Source organism: Asticcacaulis sp. (genome assembly GCF_047605585.1).
In the GTDB taxonomy this organism is placed as follows: Bacteria; Pseudomonadota; Alphaproteobacteria; order Caulobacterales; family Caulobacteraceae; genus Asticcacaulis.
This window is the reverse complement of record NZ_JASGFK010000003.1, coordinates 539,828-555,164: the sequence shown is the minus strand read 5'-3', so window position 1 is coordinate 555,164 and position 15,337 is coordinate 539,828. Positions and strand designations below refer to the sequence as shown.

Below are 15,337 nucleotides of genomic sequence, written 5' to 3'. Positions count from 1 at the left end.
ATTTATTCAGATTGCCCGCTTTATCCCAAGCTCGGACGATGAGCTTCGGCTCCTTGGCGCCCTAACCGGCCAGCGTCTTCAGCAACCGATTTCGAAAACGTTTATCCCTGCTGATTTAGATAAGCGATTAAGGCTTGGCGATTGCCATCGAACAAACGATCTACAAGGGCTTCGACTTGTTGCTCAAGATAAGCATCACGGCTTATCTGCGTCACATATTGCAGCCGGGCTTCACGCTTTTCGGACTTGACCGCTCCGCGTTGCATCAGCCGGTGCAGCAAGGTTTTGATCGTTGGCTCCGCCCAGGATTCCACAGCCTTTACTGCCGCCATTAATTCCGCGGGCGAAAGGGGGCCGGTTCGCCACAGAATTTCCATTAGGACGCGTTCGGCATCAGTGATCGCCAGATGGGGGCGAGTCATTTTGAACCTAGTACGGCGCGGTCAATACGCGCATGTATGGCGGCATTGGCGATGACGGCAATCACGCCAGACAATAATCCAAGCCCGAATACAAAGGCCACTTCTGCCAGTCCAGGGGCCATCACGCTTAAAGGCACATCGCCACTCTGCTTCAACGCCACGAACGAGAATAAAAATATGTAAGCAGCCCCCACGCCACCGGCCAGGGGGCCAGCCCAGCGCAGGGCCGACAGCCACGCAGAGCCACCGCTGATCTCACCGCGCAACTTGATTCCGGCGATGACCAGGGCGCTGAGACTGAAGAGGGTCAAGATAAGCATGAGGGCCTGTATCGGCCAGGCCGCTTCGGTGAAGATATCGATTACGGCCAAATTATTGAGGTCTGCGGACATGTGTGCACCTATTGTGATGGCATCAATGGTTGGACAAGCGGGACGGTGGCCGCCCCACGTAAGGTGGTTAGCTAATTGAGGCTGACCAGGGCTATAGTTCTAAACATCGAAAGGCACTTAAGATTACATCTGTAATGTAGATTACATTTGTAATCTGACATGTCAAGGCCGATTTCGCTTCCGTTCCAAGCACTTCACTGACGATGTATTTTCACGCACGGCAACTCCGCCTTCCCCCAAACGCGGTCGACCTGGTTCAGCTCCTGTGCACCCAATCCGGACATTTCTGAAGGCGCAGCTAAACCGCCCCGCAAGCAGGCATGTTCACATAACTCAAGTCTGCATATTCCTCTGCCAGGTTCATTGGCACCATAGTGTCATTCAGCAAACCTTTCGCGGCATAACGACTGCGATAACGGTTTAACTTCAGGTGAGCGAAATATTGCAACGCAGCACTTGCGCACTGTTTCATTTTTTCGCATGCTCATGTCGACCAGCGCTTCAATGACGAATGCGCGCGGTACGGGCAACGCCGCCTTCACCTGATCGGACGATGTCCGGTTGGCTGACGGCGGTTTTTTATTTTGTGACTTTGGAGGCGTGACCGGACCGTATGAACGTCCTCATCATCGATCCTGATCAGACGCGTGCGGTAGAGGTGGCCGATGGCATCCGCGCGGACAATACCGACCAGCAGCCCGTCATTCGCCATTTCGCGCACTTTGAGCTGCGCATGCTGCGTGATTTCGATCCCGACATGGTGATTATCGCCTGTGAAAGCCCCGACCGCGACATGCTGGAGGCCCTGCAGGTCGCCAATGAACAGGTGCCGCGTCCGGTAGTCATGTTTGTCGATCGCTCCGACGATAACGCCACGGCCAGGGCGCTTGAGGCCGGCGTTGCCGGCTATATCGTTGATGGCTATAACCCAAAACGCATTTCCTCGATCCTGACCGTGGCCGCACAGCGCTTTGCCCTGACGCAGACCCTGCGCAAGGATCTCGACAAGGCCAAGGCCGATCTCGCCGCCCGCAAAACCATTGACCGTGCCAAGGGCGTCTTGATGGCCTCGCGCAACCTCTCTGAAGACGAGGCCTACAAGGCCTTGCGCAAGCATGCCATGGATACGGGCCGACCTATTCATGCCGTGGCCGCGGATATCCTGGCGGTCAGCGATCTGTTGAAACCTGGTGACGCCCAATGACTGACCTGAAAATCGCCTACAGCCCACTGAATGACGCCGCACTGATTCTGGTCGCCGAGGCGCTTGGCTTCTATGACAGCGAAGGCCTGAACGTGACGCTGATCCGCGAGGCCAACTGGTCGAACATTCGCGACAAGCTGGCCTACGGCATGATCGACGCCGCCCATATCCTGGCGCCGATGCCTTTCGCGGCCGCCCTTGGGCTGGGGCCTTCGATGGGCCGGATCATTGCCCCCATGGCCCTGGGCGCCAACGGCAATTCGGTGCTGGTCTCAGCCAAGCTCAAGGCGCGGCTGGAGGACGGCGGCAAGCTGGACACCTCCCTCTTGGGGAGCGCTCGGTTGCTGGCGCGCGAGGTCGAGCGCCGGCGCAAGGAAGGCCTTGGACGGCTCGTCTTCGCCGTGCCCTTCACCTGGTCGCCGCACCACTTCGTCCTGCGCCACTGGGCAGCCTCGGCCGGTCTCGATCCCGAACGGCAGTTGCAATGGCTGGTGGTGCCACCGTCACGCATGGCCGATATGATCAAGGACGGCGTGATAGATGGCTTCTGCGCGGGTTCGCCCTGGCCGCAGGCAGCGCAACTGAACGGCGACGGCGAGGTTCTGTTTTCCGATCCAGATTACTGGACACTCAAACCGGAAAAGGTGCTGGGCGTGCGTGCCACCTGGGCCGAATCCAATCCGGCGGCGACGATCGCCCTCACCCGCGCCCTGTTGCGTGCCGGACAATGGGCCAGCGAGCCGGCGCACCGCGAAGACCTGATCCGCATCCTGGCGCGTCGGGGCTCGGTCAATGCGCCGTGGAAGGCCATCGACCTGGCGCTGGAAACCAGTGGCCTGACCTTCGATCCGCAGACCGCTACCTTCCCGTGGATCAGCCACGCCAAATGGTTCATGGGCCAGATGGTGCGCTGGGGTTTATTAACGGCCGAACATGATTTCGACCAACTGGCCCGCCATATCTATCGCCCGGACCTGTGGCGCGAAGCCGCCATGCCGCTGGGACTGAACGTGCCTGTAGCAGACGAAAAGACCGAGGGCGGCCAGGTGGCGGGCTGGGAAATTCAGGGAAAGCCAAATAATATTGTCATGCCCGCCAATCAGTTGTTCGATGGCGGCGCCTTCCGTTGCGCCTGATATCACAGAATTGTGATTTCATTTGAAACCACATGATTGCTTTTTGCCTATTCGCTCAAAATTGTCCCGAAATGCCTTCTGGAGCACCATTCGTGACATTTCCGTCGCAGCGTTTATATCGCAGCGCAATAAGAGGCCCGCGCAATTGACGTAACTCCGTTTCCGAACGATCGTTAGCTTGCGGTCAATGGCGACTGCGCTCCCGGTCTTTCCGCGCCAATGGCGGTGCTGAAGCCGATCTCACAGACAATGACGTCTCAGGACAGGCTTCCGCACGCATATGCGTCGAGGTCACGCCCTGGGACGTTTTTTTTCGCCTCCAGCCAGCGGACCACACAATGATCAGCAAGGATTTCCTCAAGTCGGGGCATACCCCTACCCTCTTTTCTTCGTTCCTGTACTTCGACATGAGTTTCATGGTCTGGGTGCTGCTGGGGGCGCTCGGCGTACAGATCGCCAAGACCCTGGGCCTGACACCGGCTGAAAAGGGCTTCATGGTCGCGGTGCCGATCCTGTCCGGTGCGCTACTGCGCCTGGTCAATGGATTCCTGGTCGATCGCATCGGCCCGAAGACAACCGGCACCATCGCGCAGTTGATCGTCATTGCCGGCCTGCTGGCCGCCTGGCTGCTGCATATCAATAATTATGGCGGCGTCCTGGCGCTCGGCGTTGTGCTCGGCATGGCGGGCGCCTCCTTTGCCGTCGCTCTGCCGCTGGCCTCGCGCTGGTACCCGCCGAAATATCAGGGGGTCGCGCTGGGTATCGCCGGTGCCGGCAATTCCGGCACGGTCTTCGCCTCGCTGTTCGCGCCGACCCTGGCCAAGATGTTCGGCTGGACTTCGGTATTCGGTCTGGTCGCCATTCCGCTGATCATTACTTTTGTCATTTATCAATTGCTGGCCAAGGATTCGCCGGAACAGCCGCCCGCCAAGACGACGGCGCAGTATCTCAACATCTTCAAATCGCCGGATGCCTGGTGGTTCATGTTCTTCTATGGCGTGACTTTCGGCGGCTTTGTCGGCCTGTCCTCCTCGCTAAACATCTATTTCAACAGCGAATACGGTATCGATCCCATCCATGCCGGCTTCTTCACCGCCGCCTGCGTCTTCGCCGGCTCTCTGGTCCGTCCGGTGGGCGGCGCCCTGGCCGATCGCATCGGCGGTATCCGAACCCTGTCCATCATGTATTCGGTGGCGGCGCTGGCCCTGGTGGTGCTCAGCTTCGGTATGCCGACCATCTGGACCGCCGTAGGCGTGCTGATCTTCGGCATGGGCGCCATGGGTATGGGCAATGGCGCGGTTTTCCAGCTGGTGCCGCAGCGGTTTCGCAACGAGATGGGCGTCATGACCGGCCTGGTTGGCATGTGCGGCGGCATCGGCGGCTTCTACCTCGCCGCTTCGCTCGGCCTCGCCAAGCAGGCCACCGGCTCCTACCAGATCGGCCTGCTGGGCTTCGCCGGACTGGCCCTGGTGGCGCTGGCTGGCCTCACCTATGTCAAGAAGCGCTGGCGAACCACCTGGCATGTCTTCGGTGCCGTGGATGCGAAAATTTGAGCCAGTAACTTCGCAATGCACAAACTCAAATAACCCTAATTTCCGTGTTGACAATCTTCGCAATCGGCATAACCTCAAAGATCTGATCACTGTCGATCAAATATATTCGCGCTTCTGAAACCAATGGCGGTTTCCGCGGCGCACCATCAGGACAATGGAGTCCCGAACCAGCTTTCCAGCAATGGAAGGCGTGGTTCGGGGCTCTTTTTTTTGCTCAAAAGGGTTCGAGTAATGACCACACAGAAAGAGCGTCTCGTCATTATTGGCGCCGGCATGGCCGGAGGCCGCATTGTCGAGGAAATCCTCAAGCGTGATGACACCCGTTTCGAGATTTCGATCATCGGCGCCGAGCCTTGTGCCACCTATGACCGCATCCAGCTGTCGCCAGTGCTGGCAGGCGAAAAGACCTTCGAACAGATCGTCACCCATAGCCAAGAATGGTATGATTCAAATGGCGTGAAGACGCACTTCGGCTACTGGGTGCAATCGATCGAGACGGCGGCGAAACATGTCGTGCTACACGACGGCCAGACCATCGCCTATGACAAGCTGATCCTGGCCATGGGCTCGGACCCGATCCGCCTGCCCCTGCCCGGTTCGGACCTGCATGGCGTCGTCGCCTTCCGCGACCTGCTGGATGTCGACCTGATGACCCAGGCGGCCAATAACGGCGGCGAAGCGGTCGTCATCGGTGGCGGCCTGCTCGGTCTTGAAGCCGCCTATGGTCTAGCCAAGCGCGGCATGAAATCGACCGTCATCCATCTCGTCGATGTCCTGATGGAGCGCCAGCTCGATGAGGCCGCCGGCCGCCTGCTGGAAAAGGCCCTGCTCGATCGCGGCGTCATCTCGGTGCTCAACGCCCAGTCCGAAGCCATCCTAGGTGAAACCCATGTCGAGGGCCTGAAGCTGAAAGACGGCCGCGTCATTCCGGCCTCCCTGCTCGTCATGGCGGTTGGCATCCGCCCGCATGTCGAGCCGGCGAAATCCTCCGGCCTGTTGGTCGAGCGCGGCATCGTGGTCGATGACCAGATGCGCACCTCCGACCCGTCGATCTTCGCCATCGGTGAATGCGCCCAGCACCGTGGCCAGTGCTACGGCCTGGTGGCGCCGATCTGGGACATGTGCCGCACACTCGCCGATGTCCTGACCGAAAAGAATGTCGATAATGCCTATGCCGGTACGCAGATGGCGACACGCCTCAAGGTTTCCGGCGTCGATCTCTATTCCGCCGGTCAATTCAGTGGCGGCGAAGGCTGCGAGGACATCGTCTTCCGAGATCCCGGCCGCGGCGTCTACAAGCGCATCGTCATCAAGGACGACAAGCTGGTGGGCACTGTCCTCTTTGGCGAAGCAGCCGATGGCGGTTGGTATTTCGACCTGATGAAGAAGGGAGAGGATATCGCGCCGATCCGCGACACGCTGATCTTCGGCCAGGCTGTCACCAATGCCCTGGCCGGCCAGGACCCTTCTGACGCCATTGCGGCATGGCCCGACGACACGGAAGTGTGCGGCTGCAATGGCGTATCCAAGGGTCAGGTTGTGGCGTCGATTGCGTCCGGCAACGACACGCTCGACAAGATGCGCGGCCACTGCAAGGCTTCGGCCTCCTGCGGCTCCTGCACCGGCATTGTCGAAAGCCTGCTGAAATGCACCCTGGGGGACAGCTTCAAGGCCCAGACCGGCCCGAAGCCGATGTGCAAATGTACCGAACATGGCCACCAGCATATCCGCAAGGCCATTATCGCCCTTGAACTGCAAACCATTCCGGATGTGATGCAGGCGCTGAAATGGACGACGCCCGATGGCTGCTCTTCCTGCCGCCCGGCGCTGAACTACTACCTGCTGTGCGCCTGGCCGCGCGAGTATAAAGACGATCCGCGCTCGCGCTTCGTCAACGAGCGCAACCACGCCAATATCCAGAAGGACGGCACCTACAGCGTCGTGCCGCGCATGTGGGGCGGGCTGACCAGCGCGAAGGAACTGCGCGCCATAGCCGATGTGGTCGACAAATTCAACGTGCCGATGGTCAAGGTAACCGGTGGCCAGCGCCTCGATCTGTTCGGGGTGAAGAAGGAAGACCTGCCCGCCGTCTGGGCCGATCTCAATGCCGCCGGCATGGTCTCCGGCCACGCCTACGCCAAGGCCCTGCGCACGGTAAAGACCTGCGTCGGTTCGGAATGGTGCCGCTTCGGCACACAGGATTCGACCGGGCTCGGCGTCAAGCTGGAGCAGGCGACCTGGGGCAGCTACATGCCGCACAAATTCAAGATGGCCGTCTCCGGCTGCCCGCGCAATTGCGCGGAAGCCACCATCAAGGACTTCGGCGTGGTCTGCGTTGACTCAGGCTATGAACTGCATGTCGGCGGCAATGCCGGCATCCATCTGCGCGGCACCGACCTGCTGACCAAGGTGGCGACCGAACAGGAAGCGCTGGAATGGTCGATGGCCTTTGTCCAGCTCTACCGCGAGGACGCCTGGTATCTCGAACGCACCGCGCCGTGGATTGAACGGATGGGGCTGCAATTCGTCAAGGACGGCCTGGCCGAGCCGGAGATGCGCGCTGCCCTCGTCACCCGCTTCCTCGAATCGCAGGCTGTCTATCAGGTCGATCCGTGGGCCGAGCACGCCCCAAAATCCGAACCTGCCAAGGTCTTTTCGCCCCTCGCCGATCTGCGCGAAGGCTTTACTCAACCGGAGCCCGCCGAATGAATGCCAATGTAATCATCAACTGGACCGATGTCGGCGCGGCCATTGAGGTTGCCCCGCAAAGTGCGCGCCGCGTCGAGACCGTCATGGGCGCCATCGCTGTCTTCCGCACGGTGGCCGACGAATACTATGCCATCTTCGACAAGTGCCCGCATAAAGGAGGGCCATTGTCGGAGGGCATTGTCCACGGCCGTGCCATCGCCTGTCCGCTGCACAACTGGTCGATCTCGCTGGAAAGCGGCGAAGCTCTGGGCGCCGATGCCGGCAAGGGCTGCACCCCTACAGTGCCACTGAGGATCGACAATGGCCGTATCCTCCTGGGTCTGAACTTCTGAGAGTGAACGCATAATAATGTTCGAGTCCACGCCGCCCGTCACGATGAAAACCACCTGCCCCTATTGCGGGGTCGGCTGCGGTGTGAAGGCGGAACTGATCGGCGGTCGCCGCATGTCGGTCAAGGGCGACGAAAACCACCCGGCGAACCAAGGCCGCCTGTGCTCGAAGGGCACTGCGCTGGGTAATACCTTCGGCCTCGAAGGCCGGCTGCTTGAGCCGCGCATGCGTACCCCCAACGGTTTCGAAGCAACAAGCTGGGACGAAGCGCTCGATGCCGTGGCGCATAAATTCAACGCCATCATCGCCGAGCACGGCCCCGATGCGGTCGCCTTCTATGTTTCCGGCCAGTTACTGACCGAGGATTATTACGCCGTCAACAAACTGGCCAAGGGCTATATCGGCACGGCCAATGTCGATACCAATTCGCGCCTGTGCATGTCCTCGGCAGTGGCGGCGCACAAGCAGGCCTTTGGCGCCGATCTGGTGCCCGGCACCTACGAAGATCTCGAACTGGCAGACCTGCTGGTCTTTTCCGGCCATAACGCCGCCTGGACCCATCCGGTGCTCTATCGTCGCATTGAGGCCCGAGACGGCCAGATGCGTGTCTGCATTGACCCTAAGCGCACCGATACCGCTAAGGCCGCCGACCTGCACCTGATGATCCGCCCGCAGACCGATGTACGGCTTTGGAACGGCCTCTGCGCCCACCTGATTGCGCGCAATGCCGTCGATCACGACTTCATCGACCAGCATACGCAAGGCTATTCACGCCTGATGGCGGCACTCTGCGAGGATGACCAGAGTCTGGACGCCATCGCCAATGACTGCGGCATTTCGCCGGCCGACCTCAAGACCTTCTATGACGCATTCCTTCATACCGAAAAGACGGTCAGCCTGTTTTCCATGGGCTCCAACCAGTCGAGCCAGGGCGTCCACAAGGGGCTGGCCCTGATCAATGCCCATCTGCTCTCCGGCAAGATCGGCAAGCCAGGTGCCGCCCCCTTCTCCATCACCGGACAACCCAATGCCATGGGCGGTCGCGAGGTCGGCGGCCTGGCCAATATGTTGGCCGCGCACATGGACTTCGATGATGCGTCTAAGGCACTGGTCCAGCGTTATTGGCAGTCACCCACCATTGCGCCAAAGCCCGGCCTGAAGGCGGTCGATATGTTCGAGGCCGTGCGCACCGGCAAGATCAAGGCGATCTGGATCATGGCCACCAATCCGATGGTTTCCATGCCCGATGGCAACCGCATCCACGAGGCGCTGTCCAACTGCGAACTTGTCGTGGTCTCTGATGTCATTGCCCGCACCGACACCATGGACATGGCGCATATCCAGTTGCCGGCCGCGGCCTGGGGCGAGAAGGACGGCACGGTCACCAATTCCGAACGCGTGATCTCGCGCCAGCGCCGCATGACCGCCCTGCCTGGAAGCGTCCGTCCCGACTGGGCAATCGTCGCGGACGTTGCCCGCCGCATGAACAGCGCCTGGGACAAGGCTTTCGGCTGGAAAAGCCCGCACGAGGTCTTCGCTGAACACGCCGGCCTGACCGCCTTTGAAAACACCGGACAGCGTTTCCTCAATCTCGAAGGCCTGACTGCGCTTGATCGTGAGGCCTATGACTCGCTCACGCCAACCCGCTGGCCAGTGACAAAGACCGGCTCGACGTCTCGTCTTTTCGCCGACGGCCGCTTCGCCACGCCGAATGGCCGTGCCCGCCTGATCGCGCCCAAGGCCACCGGTCCGGCCAACCTGCCGACACCGGACTTTCCTTTCAGTCTGAACAGTGCCCGAGTCCGTGATCACTGGCACACCATGACCCGCACAGCCCTGGCGCCGGAACTAAACCGCCACATCACCGAACCCCTGTTGGATATCCACCCGAAGGATGCCAAACGCCTCGGCATCAAGGACAGTCGGTTAGCCGTTGTGACCACGGCCTTTGGCGAGGCCATCCTGAAGGCTCGTGTCACCGACGATGTGCGCGAAGCAAACTTAAGCGTACCCATGCACTGGACGCGCCAGTTCGCCCCCTTCGGCCGCGCCAATGCGCTGGTCAATCCGGCGGTCGATCCGATGTCCGGCCAGCCGGAATTCAAGCACACACCGGCGCGGGTCGCGGCCTATAACGAAGCCTGGCACGGCTTCATCATGGCCCCGCGCGATTTCGACGGCGAACTGCCGGATTTCGGTGAGGCTGTCTGGCGTCGCTCCAGTCACGCCTTTGCCGATTGCTTCGAGATCGCCGGTATCGCGCCGATGGATATTTCCGGGATCGAGATCACCCAGAGCCTCGACGATGTAACCACCGGCCTGACACGCCGTGTCCGGATCGAAGATGGCCGCCTGACCCGCGTCATTTTCATCGCGCCCGTCACCAAGCGCCTGCCGCCGCGCGACTGGCTGCTCGAACGCTTCGGCGACCTGGTGCTCGATAGCAAGGACCGCGCCGCCCTGCTGATCGGCCGCGTACCCGGCGTTCAGGACAAGGGCCGGATCATCTGCGCCTGTCGCAGCGTCGGCGAAAAGACCATCAACGCCGCCATCGCCGATGGCGCCCTCACGGTCGAGGCCATCGGCGAAGCCACAACCGCCGGCACGGCCTGCGGCTCGTGCAAGGGCGAACTGAAGCAATGCCTGCTGAAACACGCAAAGGAGACCGCACATGCCGCCTAATGGTTTCGTATCCCTGGTGGGTGCTGGTCCCGGCGATGCCGACCACCTGACGCTCGGCGCACTGAAAGCTCTGCAATTGGCACAGGCCCTGCTCTATGATGCCCTGGTCTCAGAAGATATATTGGCGCTTGCCCCACAGAAATGCGTCAAGATCTGTGTCGGCAAGCGCGGTGACCGCCTGAGTGTTTCACAAGACAAGACCAATGAACTGATGGTTCGGCTGGCAAAGAAGGGCCTGCATGTAGTGCGGCTGAAAGGCGGCGATCCGTCGGTCTTTGGGCGTGTCGAGGAAGAACGCCAATACCTCGATACTCACGACATTGGTCACAAAACCCTGCCGGGCGTTACCGCCGCCTCGGCTGCTGCCGCGCAGTTTTCATTTCCGCTGACCCATCGTGGCGAAGCGCGCTCGGTCACTTTCCTGACCGGCCGCACAAAGGATGGCGCGATCGACCTGCGCGACGAGAGCATCAGCGATCCGATGGCGTCGCTCGTCTTCTATATGTCGTCGCACAACGCCACTCATATCGAAGCTAGCCTTCTGCGGGCCGGTCGTTCGCCGCAAACCCCGGTCGTGATTATCGAAAATGCGGGTCGACATAGTGCGCAATTACGAACCGGTCATTTGTGTAATTTGGCCTGGCTGGTCTGCGATGCCAGCTTCGATGGCCCTGTCCTTCTGGGGATAGGCGTTGCGTTTGCTTACGCGCGGAAACTGATTGCAGAAAATTTGGCGTGCGTAGAAGTAGAGGCGAAGCACAACTCGGAACGTCTGATGGCGACCTTCGGCAACTAAGTGTTCGTCATCACAATAGGCGCTCACCTGCTATGAGGGGACAACTGTCCGACGTTAGCTCAAATTCTTAGTGCAGTAATTCCGTTGATGGCCGATATAGACGTAAAAAGCGTGGGCTTACGTCAATTTATAATATGGCATTCGGCCGTGCCGGCTACATTTGTCAACAAAACCTAGTTGGGTATTCGGAGTTGGTTTCAGATATATTTTAGGGGGAGACAGGTGGAATGATCGGCCAGGCCAGCACTTTAAGCGTCATGGCCGCTGGCTACAGGCTTGACCAGTTGGGCTACAGGCCGAAGTGCTGTCACCGTTGGCGCCTTCGAACTCGTGTTCAGATGGTTTGCTGCTAATCCGGGTTGCTGCGTCATCATTTCCGCAACCGCTCGCCCAAAGAAATTGCGAGGATGATGGAACATGACCGACAGTACCCCGGCAAAGTCTTGTTGCCGACATCAACTTCGACACCTTGCTGCCACTCTGGCCTCTAAAGAGCATCCTGACGTTAGGCGATCAGGAAAGCCGTTTAGGTGAGACAGCACGCTCGGTTGCCACCCAACAAGGCTTATCACTGCTTCCCGCCCCTCTGCCCAACCGAAACAGCTTCGTTCGCAGGCACCAATACAGTTTTGTACGTGTTGGCATCCCCTCACTCGCTATCAAATTCGGCTTTACCCCTGAAACTGAAGCCTTCCGGCTTGAGCATGAGTGGAGAGCAAACCGTTATCACGCACCCAGCGATGATGTCGATCAGCCGGGCATTCTGCCCGCCGAAGCAATTCGGTTGGACGATTTTTCAGCGGCGTTGGCGGCAGACATTGCGAATGCCGATACTTGTCCCACATGGCATCCAAACAGCACCTTTGGGAGGCTCGCCACCTTCAAATGGGAGCATGGACACAACTCAATCGAATTGAGCAGAAAGCGGTTGAACCGCCCCTCAACGTCCTCCGCCGGACCAACACTCATTGTCGCCTGAGGTCAGACCGAGAACTCCGAGGGGGCGTTGAATCACCTATTTAAAACCCAGGGCGTGGGCCATCACCTGATAAATGAAGCTCGATTCGATCGTACCGCTCAGCAAGTGCGCCTGGGGACCGCCAGCATAGACCGGTACGTCCTCGCCGGCGTGCTGGGCGCTGTCGGTATAGACCAGGGCCGGTTGCGTATAGCCGGGACTCGTCGCTTCTTCTTCCGTCGGGGCAGACCGGCCCGGGCCGCCCTTCGGACCGCCGGGCCCGGTGGCATAGGAGAGCGTCGTATAGGGCTGTCCATTGCCATCGAGGCTGTCCTTGCCATGGTTACGTGCCAGTCCCATAATAGGCTCTTCGCGCGTCGATCCGCCTGTCAGAACGAGACCATGACTGTGATCGGCCGTGACGATGATCAGCGTGTCAGCGGCATCGGTCTTGTCCATGGCCACCTGCACCGCTTTTGACAGTTCATCGACATCCGTCAGGGCGTGATAGGCATTGTTCTGGTGGTGCCACTTGTCGATGGAAGCGGATTCGACCAGCAGGAAATAGCCCTTTGGATTCTTCGCCAGCACATCGATAGCCTTGGCGGTCATTTCATCGAGGGTGGGCACGTCGTAATGCTCGGCGGTATCGACGGGCGACGGCAAATCGCCATCGGCGAACAGTCCGAGCAGGTGGTCAGTTTTCGTCGGATCGATAGCGGCCAGATCCTTGGCGCCCGTAACGTATGTTGCCGTGGGCGTCTGTTTCAGCCACTCCGCAGTCAGGTCGCGGCCATCGGCGCGATTGCCTTTGCGCGGATCATTATCCGGCACGAACTTGGTCAGGTCACCGCCCAGAGCCACATCCATGCGGATGGCAGCCGGCGCTTCCACCAGTTGCCGGGCCAGATCGATGCAGCCGTTCTCGATGGCTTCGGCCGTCATATCGCTGTCGGCCCGCCAGCCGCGATAGGGCGTGTGGCCATAGGCCCCTGCGGGCGTGGCGTCGGTTATGCCGGCTGTGGTGACGACACCGGCGGACAACCCGGCGAGTTTGGCTTCTTCGGCCAGGGTCGGCACGCGCGCCTTCAACGAGCCCCGGCAGCGCGGCCCGACGACCGTACCGTCGACCCCGATGGCACCGTTGATCGTCTTGACGCCGGTGGTAATCGCCGAGATGCCATTGGCGGAATCGGTCACCAGCCTGTCGGTTGAATAGGTCTTAGAGAAGCCGCTGTAGGGCAGTTTGTCGAAGGACAACTCATAGCTCGCACCATCCAGGCCGCGCTGCTGGCCGGCGAAGATGCGTCCGGCGGTCACCGAGTTGATTCCCATGCCATCGCCGATGAACAGAATGATGTTCTTCGCCCGGCCGGTATTCGGGGTGCGCTTCAGAGCTTCCGCCAGGGCCTGCTCCCCCTGGAAATAGTAGATATTGGTCTTGACATTGATCGTCTTCGGCAAGGGGTCCGGCGTTTGCGCCCAAACCATGGACGACAAGCCCAGGGACGGAGATAAGGCCAGGACGGCGGCCGAAGCCAGAAACGCGGGAAAACGCATGAGCAAAACCTTCAAACAAGAAACAGCTGAATCAGGGAAACACCGGAATAACAAGCCACTTAACCGCCCAGAACCAAGGTCTGGCCCTCTTGACGCACGGAGACGGCGTGCAAGGCGTTCAGCGCCCTGGCAAAGCCTTGCGTGTCGCCAGCGTTGAAATCACCGTCCACCTTCATATCGGCGAGCGCCGGGTCGGCGATTTTCAGGCGCAGGGGGCTATAGCGGTTCATCTCCGCGACGGCCTGATCCAGGCGGGTCGCCGTAAAGCTGACGCGGCCATGCAGCCAGCCATCGACATAGGCCGTGCGCGCGGTCCCCAAGGGGCCAAGCCGTCCCTGCCCGTCGACATGTACGGCCTGCCCGGCTGACAGGTGCGCCGCGTTCTGCCCTCTGGAATCGACATTGATATGGCCTTCGAGCAGGTCGATATCGGTGGCGCCGGCCTGACGCAGCACATTGAACTTCGTGCCGGTCACGACGATATGCGCCCGGCCGGCCATGACATCGAATGGCGCGTGATCCGGAGTTTTAGCCACCTCGAAAAAGGCCTCCCCCCGGCTGAGGGTCACGGCGCGCCGATGCTTCGACAGCCGAACCTCCAGACGCGAGCCCGTATTCAGGGTCACATGGCTACCATCGGCCAGGGCGACACGCCGCGTCTCACCGATGCCGCTTGTATAGACATCCGGCCGCTGGAGGGCATAGACGCTCAAAACCCCCAGCACCAGACAGGCAGCCAGACCTGACCACATCACCCGACGCGCGGCCAGGCTCTTGCGCTCCACTGCGGCAAAATCCGCCACCGTCAGCAGGCCCATCGCCTCCCATACAGCATCAGTTTCTTCTTTTCCGTCCGGTTCCGGCCTGTTGAGCGGGATTATATTTCGAACCATCCGCTGTCCTTCAATTTATCACGGCATTTTGCCAGCGCATCGGCGAGCAGACGCTGCACCGTGCGCAGGGGAATGCGCTGTTTTTGCGAGATTTCGGTTAATTTCCTCCCTTCGACACGATGCATCATCAGGACAAGGCGTTCTTCGCGGTTAAGACCGGCGATTGCGCGCTTCAACAGATCGACATTGCGCCGCCAGCGCAGTTCGTCGAACGGCGACGGCGTGCGCGCGGCGAGTTCCTCCGGTAATTCGACATGCGCCCCATAATTGTGCGATCGACGACGTCGGTACAGGTCATGCAGCACGCTGTCGGCTGTTTTGAACACATAGGTGGTGTTGAAATCCGGCGGCGGGATCAGACGGGCCTGCCGGGCCAGGCGGACATAGATATCGTGCAGGGCGTCCTCGGCATCCGCCGGCGCCAACGCGCGGCCGAGATAACGGCGCAGGCGGGAATCGAAGCGCGCCATAAGGGTGTGCATTGCCGCATTGACCGCCTCATCGCCCTCTGTCAGCGACACCATCGCCAAACCGCCTACTCGCATTTTTCCACAGTCAAACATCAGGTTTCCGCGTCTCAGAAGATTCAGACGCAAGGCCCGCCGATAACCGCCAAAATAACTGTTTTTATGACAAACAGATGAAAGCACCCGACTTGTCATAAATCTCTTATCTGCATCCATTAGGTATCGCCCGTTCTTT

12 protein-coding genes and 1 pseudogene are annotated in these 15,337 nt (G+C 60.1%); 8 read left to right on the top strand and 5 right to left on the bottom strand.

The genetic code is table 11. The features are described 5' to 3' along the window. Positions 1-101 precede the first annotated feature (101 nt). A complete protein-coding gene (locus QM647_RS11705) occupies positions 102-422 on the bottom strand; it encodes a BlaI/MecI/CopY family transcriptional regulator (RefSeq protein ID WP_414995688.1) in 321 nt (106 codons plus the stop codon). After that, entirely contained in the window at positions 419-814 is a 396-nt protein-coding gene (locus QM647_RS11700) for a hypothetical protein (RefSeq protein ID WP_414995687.1), read from the bottom strand. The genes QM647_RS11705 and QM647_RS11700 overlap by 4 nt, the downstream gene beginning before the upstream one ends. A gap of 613 nt (positions 815-1,427) precedes the next feature. Between QM647_RS11700 and QM647_RS11695 the strand changes: the two genes are divergently transcribed. From QM647_RS11695 to QM647_RS11660, 8 genes and pseudogenes are all read left to right on the top strand, one after another. Further along, complete coding sequence (locus QM647_RS11695) at positions 1,428-2,018, top strand: ANTAR domain-containing response regulator (protein ID WP_414995686.1); 591 nt, start codon at positions 1,428-1,430, stop codon at positions 2,016-2,018. Further along, positions 2,015-3,154 (top strand): ABC transporter substrate-binding protein, encoded by a 1,140-nt coding sequence (locus tag QM647_RS11690; protein WP_414995685.1) that lies wholly within the window; start codon positions 2,015-2,017, stop codon positions 3,152-3,154. Before QM647_RS11695 ends, QM647_RS11690 begins: the two co-directional genes overlap by 4 nt. 338 nt (positions 3,155-3,492) lie before the next feature. Further along, complete coding sequence (locus QM647_RS11685) at positions 3,493-4,707, top strand: nitrate/nitrite transporter (protein WP_414995684.1); 1,215 nt, start codon at positions 3,493-3,495, stop codon at positions 4,705-4,707. A gap of 231 nt (positions 4,708-4,938) precedes the next feature. Beyond that, on the top strand, positions 4,939-7,416 hold the full coding sequence (gene nirB / locus QM647_RS11680) for a nitrite reductase large subunit NirB (protein WP_414995683.1): 2,478 nt from the start codon (positions 4,939-4,941) through the stop codon (positions 7,414-7,416). Next, entirely contained in the window at positions 7,413-7,748 is a 336-nt protein-coding gene (gene nirD / locus QM647_RS11675; RefSeq protein WP_414995682.1) for a nitrite reductase small subunit NirD, read from the top strand. The genes nirB and nirD overlap by 4 nt, the downstream gene beginning before the upstream one ends. A 16-nt stretch (positions 7,749-7,764) precedes the next feature. Then, on the top strand, positions 7,765-10,428 hold the full coding sequence (locus QM647_RS11670) for a molybdopterin-dependent oxidoreductase (protein ID WP_414995681.1): 2,664 nt from the start codon (positions 7,765-7,767) through the stop codon (positions 10,426-10,428). After that, positions 10,418-11,224 (top strand): uroporphyrinogen-III C-methyltransferase, encoded by an 807-nt coding sequence (gene cobA, locus QM647_RS11665; RefSeq protein ID WP_414995680.1) that lies wholly within the window; start codon positions 10,418-10,420, stop codon positions 11,222-11,224. Before QM647_RS11670 ends, cobA begins: the two co-directional genes overlap by 11 nt. Positions 11,225-11,669: 445 nt before the next feature. Then, a pseudogene (locus QM647_RS11660) lies at positions 11,670-12,203 on the top strand (M28 family peptidase); the annotation flags it as partial. Positions 12,204-12,239: 36 nt separating this feature from the next. Here QM647_RS11660 and QM647_RS11655 read toward each other — a convergent pair. The 3 genes from QM647_RS11655 to QM647_RS11645 are packed head-to-tail and all read right to left on the bottom strand — an operon-like array spanning position 12,240 to position 15,318. Next, the gene (locus QM647_RS11655; protein ID WP_414995679.1) at positions 12,240-13,742 is read right to left on the bottom strand and encodes an alkaline phosphatase; all 1,503 of its coding nucleotides are present in this window, start codon (positions 13,740-13,742) and stop codon (positions 12,240-12,242) included. Positions 13,743-13,801: 59 nt separating this feature from the next. After that, the gene (locus QM647_RS11650; protein ID WP_414995678.1) at positions 13,802-14,635 is read right to left on the bottom strand and encodes a FecR family protein; all 834 of its coding nucleotides are present in this window, start codon (positions 14,633-14,635) and stop codon (positions 13,802-13,804) included. Further along, complete coding sequence (locus tag QM647_RS11645; protein ID WP_414995677.1) at positions 14,620-15,318, bottom strand: RNA polymerase sigma factor; 699 nt, start codon at positions 15,316-15,318, stop codon at positions 14,620-14,622. Before QM647_RS11645 ends, QM647_RS11650 begins: the two co-directional genes overlap by 16 nt. Positions 15,319-15,337 lie beyond the last annotated feature (19 nt).

Coding starts and splice junctions, on each gene's coding strand:
- QM647_RS11690 (WP_414995685.1), top strand. CDS start 2,015: ATGACTGACCTGAAAATCGCCTACAGCCCACTGAATGACGCCGCACTG.
- QM647_RS11695 (WP_414995686.1), top strand. CDS start 1,428: ATGAACGTCCTCATCATCGATCCTGATCAGACGCGTGCGGTAGAGGTG.
- nirD (WP_414995682.1), top strand. CDS start 7,413: ATGAATGCCAATGTAATCATCAACTGGACCGATGTCGGCGCGGCCATT.
- QM647_RS11670 (WP_414995681.1), top strand. CDS start 7,765: ATGTTCGAGTCCACGCCGCCCGTCACGATGAAAACCACCTGCCCCTAT.
- QM647_RS11645 (WP_414995677.1), bottom strand. CDS start 15,318: ATGGATGCAGATAAGAGATTTATGACAAGTCGGGTGCTTTCATCTGTT.
- QM647_RS11655 (WP_414995679.1), bottom strand. CDS start 13,742: ATGCGTTTTCCCGCGTTTCTGGCTTCGGCCGCCGTCCTGGCCTTATCT.
- QM647_RS11700 (WP_414995687.1), bottom strand. CDS start 814: ATGTCCGCAGACCTCAATAATTTGGCCGTAATCGATATCTTCACCGAA.
- cobA (WP_414995680.1), top strand. CDS start 10,418: ATGCCGCCTAATGGTTTCGTATCCCTGGTGGGTGCTGGTCCCGGCGAT.
- QM647_RS11650 (WP_414995678.1), bottom strand. CDS start 14,635: ATGGTTCGAAATATAATCCCGCTCAACAGGCCGGAACCGGACGGAAAA.
- QM647_RS11685 (WP_414995684.1), top strand. CDS start 3,493: ATGATCAGCAAGGATTTCCTCAAGTCGGGGCATACCCCTACCCTCTTT.
- nirB (WP_414995683.1), top strand. CDS start 4,939: ATGACCACACAGAAAGAGCGTCTCGTCATTATTGGCGCCGGCATGGCC.
- QM647_RS11705 (WP_414995688.1), bottom strand. CDS start 422: ATGACTCGCCCCCATCTGGCGATCACTGATGCCGAACGCGTCCTAATG.